This window comes from Lacinutrix sp. MEBiC02595, assembly GCF_053601555.1.
This window is the reverse complement of record NZ_JBSHNU010000086.1, coordinates 1-7292: the sequence shown is the minus strand read 5'-3', so window position 1 is coordinate 7292 and position 7292 is coordinate 1. Positions and strand designations below refer to the sequence as shown.

General features: G+C 29.9%; 7 protein-coding genes. All 7 read left to right on the top strand.

Annotated elements, in window-relative coordinates; genetic code table 11:
* Window positions 1-161 precede the first annotated feature (161 nt).
* The 7 genes from ACVCZW_RS00395 (at window position 162) to ACVCZW_RS00365 (ending at window position 6663) form a co-directional block, all read left to right on the top strand.
* Window positions 162-869 carry a hypothetical protein gene (locus tag ACVCZW_RS00395; RefSeq protein WP_452231340.1) on the top strand — a complete coding sequence of 236 codons (708 nt, stop codon included), beginning with the start codon at window positions 162-164 and terminating at the stop codon, window positions 867-869.
* 147 nt (window positions 870-1016) lie between these two features.
* Window positions 1017-1550 carry a hypothetical protein gene (locus ACVCZW_RS00390; protein WP_452231339.1) on the top strand — a complete coding sequence of 178 codons (534 nt, stop codon included), beginning with the start codon at window positions 1017-1019 and terminating at the stop codon, window positions 1548-1550.
* A 178-nt stretch (window positions 1551-1728) separates the two neighbouring features.
* On the top strand, window positions 1729-2082 hold the full coding sequence (locus ACVCZW_RS00385; protein WP_452231338.1) for a hypothetical protein: 354 nt from the start codon (window positions 1729-1731) through the stop codon (window positions 2080-2082).
* 64 nt (window positions 2083-2146) lie between these two features.
* Window positions 2147-2398, top strand: coding sequence for a hypothetical protein (locus ACVCZW_RS00380; RefSeq protein ID WP_452231337.1), 252 nt, complete (start codon window positions 2147-2149; stop codon window positions 2396-2398).
* Between the two features lie 820 nt (window positions 2399-3218).
* Window positions 3219-4481: a hypothetical protein gene (locus tag ACVCZW_RS00375; protein WP_452231336.1), complete on the top strand. Its 1263-nt coding sequence runs from the start codon at window positions 3219-3221 to the stop codon at window positions 4479-4481.
* 171 nt (window positions 4482-4652) lie between these two features.
* Window positions 4653-5915: a serine hydrolase domain-containing protein gene (locus ACVCZW_RS00370; protein WP_452231341.1), complete on the top strand. Its 1263-nt coding sequence runs from the start codon at window positions 4653-4655 to the stop codon at window positions 5913-5915.
* A 166-nt stretch (window positions 5916-6081) separates the two neighbouring features.
* Window positions 6082-6663, top strand: a complete 582-nt coding sequence (locus tag ACVCZW_RS00365; protein WP_452231335.1) for a hypothetical protein — start codon at window positions 6082-6084, stop codon at window positions 6661-6663.
* The last annotated feature ends 629 nt before the right edge of the window (window positions 6664-7292 follow it).

Genomic DNA, 7292 nt, shown 5'->3' with positions numbered 1-7292 from the left:
TGAAAAGACCTATAGATAACAACGTATATAATTAATGGCTAGTTTTAGCTTGCTTACGAAAATCTTTGCAGATTTTCTATTCCGTTTTTATTTACTAAATTAGGTGCTGAAACACGCCACTAATCATATACAAACACGTTGCAGCACATTTAAGAGAAACCTTGGAACTGATAGAAAAAGACATAGAAGAATGGATTAAACCTTACGCAACAATTGTTGGGAATAAAAACGATGTTGAGATCGAATTGAGGAAACAAAATCCAGCGGAATACTTTTTGAGGATGACGTTACCAAATAATTTTCAAGAATATGCAATTGCTTTACATTCGTTTTGGATAAATAATAGAATTCCAAAAGAAAAAATTATAGTTAGAGAATTATCTAACGAAGAATATCCTGAAGACGATTTCTCTCGTGTTACTTGGATAGATTTTCACGAGCGAAAAAAACGAGAATTTGACTTAAACAAAGCAATTATGGAAAGTATTGAACATACTCATCCTTACGATAAGCAATTAAACAATGAATTATATCCTGGAGCAGGATTAATGGATAAGGAATATTTAATAAGTTTAGTAGAAGTTGTAAACGAAATATATGGAAATCAAGAAATTGAACTCTTTTATACTTTTCTTGCTACGAAAAGCTGGAAAAAGGATTTGGTTTATAGTGGAAAAATAAGCACATTTCCGAAACTATTTGAAAAAGAAAATTTAAGATTAACACCAAGTTTAATTTACCCAAAAGATAAAAATTGGGTTGTAAATACTGACTATGATTTAGCTTTTACAACTATTGGAGGAGAAACTAAACTAATTTCGGAACTTACAAAAAGGAATCCGAATGGAATTATAAAAATAGAACGATAAAAAACGTGCTACAACACCGTATATAATTTATTGCTGGCTTCTTGCCTACTTACGAAAGTCCTCTCGGACTTTCTTGGTCGGTAATTATTTACTAAATTAGTTGCTTGAAAAACGCAACAAACCATATACAACAACGTTAGCATACATATGAGAAACACACTTTTGATAATATTATTAAGTTTATTCTTTACAAAATTCTATTCACAAGATTTTGGAGAAATAATACTTGATTCAAAACTTCAGATTAAATATTCTGACACTCTACAAAACATCGGAGAAAGAATAACTGGAAAGTGGAAATATCTTGGGAAAAGAGCAAACGGAATTTTGACAGATACAATTGGAACGAGTTTTAGGGATGACAAAAAAACTATTATTACAATTGAAAACGGAATCGTAATTGAATCAGAAGGAAAAAAACGTAAAAAGGCAGATTATTTCTATGAAATCAATTATAGTTTCAAAAAAGGAAATGTATATTATTCTCGTGAAAAAAAATCTATTAATAATAATTGGGAAACAATAAGTTCTTGTCAACCAATACCTGAAATTGCTTATTATAAAGAAAAATTTGGAATTCTTTTCATCGAAATGATTGGACAAAGTTTTAGTGGAATAAATAAATTGACATCCGAAAAACTTGTACTCGAGAACGGAAAGGAATATTTGAAATTAGAATAAAATACGTATGCTAACACCGTATAAAATTAATTGCTGGCTTTTAGCTTATTTACGAAAGTCCAAACGGACTTTCTTGGTTCGTGTTTTATTTACTAAATCCACTGCTTAAAACACGCAACTAACCTTATACAAAAACGTTGGCAATAATTAAAAAACAAAATAAAACTGCAAATTAAAAATGACAAATGACTATCAAGATTACAAAATACTTTTAAACAACTACACTTCTTCTTACATTAGTGAATATGGAACAAAAAGTGCTAAAAAGACCATAGAAACAATTCAAAAATCAAAACACTCGATTAACTTATTGCATCAAAGCGCAACAAAAGGTTTTGTACCAACTGTAGGAGATTTTAATTCTTTTGTCCTTAGTAATTTATCGTTGAGCTTTGCAAAAAAAGCAAAAATTAGATTTGCTTCAATAATCTTATTTAATCATTGGCATAATGATGTTAATGTTGAATTACAACTTTTATCAGAATATGAAGTTATTTCTTTGTTTAACAAAATCCTTGAAAAAACAATATAGAATTAATTAAAAATAGCCTGCTATTTAAAATCAGTAGATTAACTCAAATACTTAGAAAATAATTATGGATATAAATGAATTGAAAACAGGAATTATCGATGCAATGTCAAAAATTGTAGTTGATGATTTCAGTAAAAGTGAATATAAAGGAACACCTCTTGAAAGTATGGCTATCATTGAATCATTAAATTACTCATCAAAATGGTACACAAATTGGTTATTGGAAAATAAAATTGATTTTAAGATTTCTGAGGAACAAATTGATGAAATAATAAAAGATTGTTATACAAAGACGCGTGATAAATTTTTAGAATAATTATATAGTTCGATAGTAATGGTAACCGAATAAAACTATTGCCAACACCGTATATAATTTATTGCTGGCTTCTCGCCTACTTACGAAAGTCCTCGCGGACTTTCTTTGTCCGTAATTATTTACTAAATTAGTTGCTTAAACCACGCAACAAACCATATACAAACACGTTGGCAACAAGCTGAAAAAACGAAATGCTGAAAGGAAAACGAAAACTAATTTTACTAATTCCTATTGTAATTCTGACTTTTTTTGTCGGAATGCGATACGAATTGGATTATAGGATTTTGACTCGTAAAACGGTAAAATATTTGGCGGATTATAAACTCGGATTTTATGGCGGAAAGGACTTTCGCCTTTTTCAAACGGACATTGCTTTTATTTTGACTTTAATCCCAATCGGATTTTATTTGACATCACTAAAGATTAGTTCTCTGAAAAAAATAATCGGACTGAATTTAGTCTATCTGATTTTAATCCCGACTTTTTACTGTCTTTTTTGTTTTCTCGAAAGTCAGTTTATAGAAATAACTATAACGAATCCAATAATGAATGACGGAATTTTAAAATATCATCAAAATAACGTGAATTATAGAATGATTTTATTTTTGACAATAATCTCGACTTTTATTATCGGAATAATATTTAAGAAAATAACGACCGAAAAAAAGCCAGTTGCCAACACCGTATATAATTAATGGCTGGTTTTAGCTTGCTTACGAAAATCTTTGCAGATTTTCTATTCGGTTTTTATTTGCTAAATTAGGTGCTTAAACACGCCACTAATCATATACAAACACGTTAGCACAAATTTAAAAAAAACATGAAGGAAGAAAAAGATTCTAATAATTCCGAATCAAAGGAAGAAAAAAAAGAAAAAGTATACAATGTAGAATCAATTTATGACACCTATTTTCAAAACCTAAATAGTGTTAAACTATACTTTAATAAATTTGGAAATTTAGCATCTGGAGAAGATGAAACCATAAAAGAAAAATCTAAAGAATTTTTTGATCAAGCACTGGCCGAAATAACGGAAGAAATGGAAAGCGTCAAAAAAAATGAAAAAGGAGATGACAATATATCGAAAGAAGACGCAGAAAAACTCTTACAAAGATTCGGTAGGAAATTAAGAAAACAACCTAGAATTTCTCCAAAAAATTATGAAATACTCTCCCGTAGTTCATTCTTAATGCTCAATAATTATTTTGAGTATTTGATTGCTGACCTACTTAGTTACTATTATAACAAATTTAAAAACTCACTTAACGAAAAGGAATTTAAGTTCACTCTTAAGGAACTTAATGAATATGAGAGCATAGAAGAAGCGACAAAAGACTTAATTGTTAAAGAAGTTGAAAACCTGATTATTGATAAAACTTTCAATGAACTTCTAGAACATTTTGAGGGGAATCTTTCTATTTCACTTGAAAAAAATCTAATAAAATGGAACGAAATTATTGAAATTAGAGAAAGAAGACATTTAATAGTTCATAACTCATCTATTGTAAATAAAAAATACATTTTAAGGACGAAAAATCCTTTTAATTACAAAATTGGAGATGTAGTTCATATTGATAAAAATTACTTTTTGAAAGCTTGGTCACAATTTAAACTTGCTGGACAACTACTTATATTTAATTGTTGGGGGAATTGGGATAAAGACAATATTGATAATGCCATCTATCAAATAATGATACAAACATTCGAAGATTTAAATTCAAAGAATTATGAACTTGTCTGCAAAACTTGTAAATATTCAGAACAAATTGAACCTAAAAATGAAGACCAAGAAGATTATATTCTCCGAATTAAGGTTAATAACGCCATTTCGCTAAAAAAACAAAACAAGGAAAGTGAGGTTAAAAAAGCACTCAAAAACATTAAGGTTGGAACAGCAACACCAATTTTTAAAATTGCACATAACATTTTAAGTGAAAAGCACGAAGATTTAGAAGAGCTTTTTACCCAAGCAATAGTTGTAGATAAATTAATTATTGATAACTATTTAGAATGGCCGATTTTTGAATTTGTTAGAGAAATAGAAGATATAAACAAGAAACTAATTAAAACATTTGAACAATAAAAACTTGTGCTAACACCGTATATAATTAATGGCTGGTTTTAGCTTGTTTACGAAAATCTTTGCAGATTTTCTATTCGGTTTTTATTTGCTAAATTAGTTACTTAAACACGCCACTAATCATATACAAACACGTTATGCTCAATTTCTAAAAAACGAACATCCTTGAAAAAAATGAACTATTTCAGACTATTACTTCTCTTATTAATTGTTCCATATTCAAATTTATTTGCTCAAACTTATGATGGTTTTTCAAACGAGGAAATTCAATCCGTATTTAAGCAATGGAATATGGATAATTGGGATGATGGAGGTGAAATATCTCGTTATATTTTTTTAAATATGCCTGAATTTTGGACTCACGCCATAATCAATAGAGAAGGAAATATCAAAAGCCTGAAAGAAGATTACCGCAAAGAAATCGAGGAGTTTGTTGTTACTTCTGAATTAGGACAAATGACACTTCAAGACTATGTCAAAACTAGCGAGAAAGTGGATGGTATGATAATATTGCAAGGAGACCGTATTGTATATGAAGCCTATCCAAGAATGTTTCCAAACGATAAGCATCTTTACTGGTCAGTATCTAAAGTATTTGCTTCAACTCTTATAGCAATTTTGGAAGACAGAAAACAACTTGATGTAACAAAACCAATAGAACATTATCTGCCTGAACTTAAAGGGTCTGGATGGGAAGGTGTACCCATAATTGACATTCTTGATATGGCTTCAGGAATTGATTGTCGTGAATGGGTTGATGGCGCTTTTGAAAACCCTGAAACTTGTTATTATCAATTTGAAGCAGCTCTTGGATTTCTAAAACGAACAGAAAAAACCGCAGACAATGCTTTTGAGCATATTAAAACCTTATCATCTGCAAAAACTTCTGGAGAGATATTTGAATATACTTCAGTAAATACATTCGTTCTCTCTTGCCTCATAGAGAGAATCACAGGTCTTTCTTATGCAAAAAATATTGAACGTGAAATTTGGCGAAAAATAGGTGCGGAATCTGATGCATTTATTACTCAAACAAATGGCACCAGCATTTCTCACGCAGGAATGAATTCTACACTTCGAGATTTAGCTCGATTTGGCTATATGTTTTTAATCGATGGTCGTTCAGGTGATAATGCTTTCGTTTCAAATGAATATTTTGAAAAAATTCAAAAGCAAGGTCGTCCTCATTTGGTAACTGCATACGGTTCTAAAAATTACACGCTTGATAAAGAAGTTGTTCATCACAATACCTATCAATGGGACAAAGTAATGGAAGATGGAGATTTTTATAAAGGTGGTTTTAGTGGACAAGGTCTTTACATTTCACCTTCTCGCAATTTAGTGATAGCCTTTTTTGGAACTGCCGATGATAATGGAGTTTATAACGAATTAGATGATATTTCAAGACAGGTTTCAAAATCAGACATTTTTGATTAATAGAAGAATTAAATTAAAACAGAGCATAACACCGTGTATAATTCATTGCTAGGTTCTCTCCTATTTGGAAAATTCCTGCGGAATTTTCTCTGGTTCGTTTTTGTTTACTAAATTAGTTGCTTACACACGCAACGAAATCATACACAAATCCGTTGGCAAACATTTAATGAACAGACTACTAAAAATAATAGGAATAGTAATTATAGCATATTTGTTTATAGCATATGCTTTACCAAAAATAGTTGGAATTCCTATGGCTATGTGGAATTCTGGTCAAATACTGAACGAAACAGAAAACCCGAAAATCATAAAAAAAGGTGCAACAGAAGAGTTGGAAAAAATCATTGCGGAAAATCTAAAAGGAAAATCTGAAATTAATCCTGAAATAGCATTGAAATCGATAATTGAACTTTATCAAAAAAATGAAAATATAGCTATTGAATCGAACGAAAAACCAATCGGAATTTATGTGATTTACGGAACTGATTATTGGAAAGAGGATTCTGAAACTTTTGAATTATGTTTTGCACATCAAAAAGTTGACTCGAATAATGGCAATCTTTATGAATACAGAATTGATATGATTTATGAGCCAAATAACTTTAAAGGAATTGAGGAATTTGATGTTAGATATAACTCGAATATGGATATTGTAAATTTTAAGAAATCTATTATTATATCAATTGGATTTAAAAAAGCATTCGATATTGAACCAACGAAAGTTGAAATTATTAAAGAACAGATATAAAAAACGATTTGCCAACACCGTATATAATTAATGGCTGGTTTTAGCTTGCTTACGAAAATCTTTACAGATTTTCTATTCGGTTTTTATTTGCTAAATTAGGTGCTGAAACACGCCACTAATCATATACAAACACGTTAGCAAAAACAGTGTCAATCCTCTATTTTCTCTGCTATTGTTTTGGTTTGGGCTTACCTAATTCCCTAACTTATAATTAACAAAATTTGCTTAGATAAATCGGAACTAAAAGTAAAACTGAAGTCACAAAGATTTTAATTAACTAAATAATAAACAGATTATCTGGTGCGAAAATCTATCTGCTCTTATTTAACGTTGGAAATTTCTTTTTATTAAGTTCGCTACTAATTAGAGCTGCATTTGCTAACAACGTATATAAAAAATTGCTAGATTAGTGCTTAAATAAAGTTGGTTGCTCTTTTGTTACTTCTGATTTTCCTTCGGAAAATCCGCCTGTACCAAAACGCAACTTTCCATATACAAACACGTTATCTATAAGTTACTCACCAACAAAAATTATTGGAAAATCTATAAGTCTGAACTTCCAACAAGGGAATAATTACTCAGATGAATAATGTAATCTGAAAAACGTTACGGATTGGATTCTGTTTGAT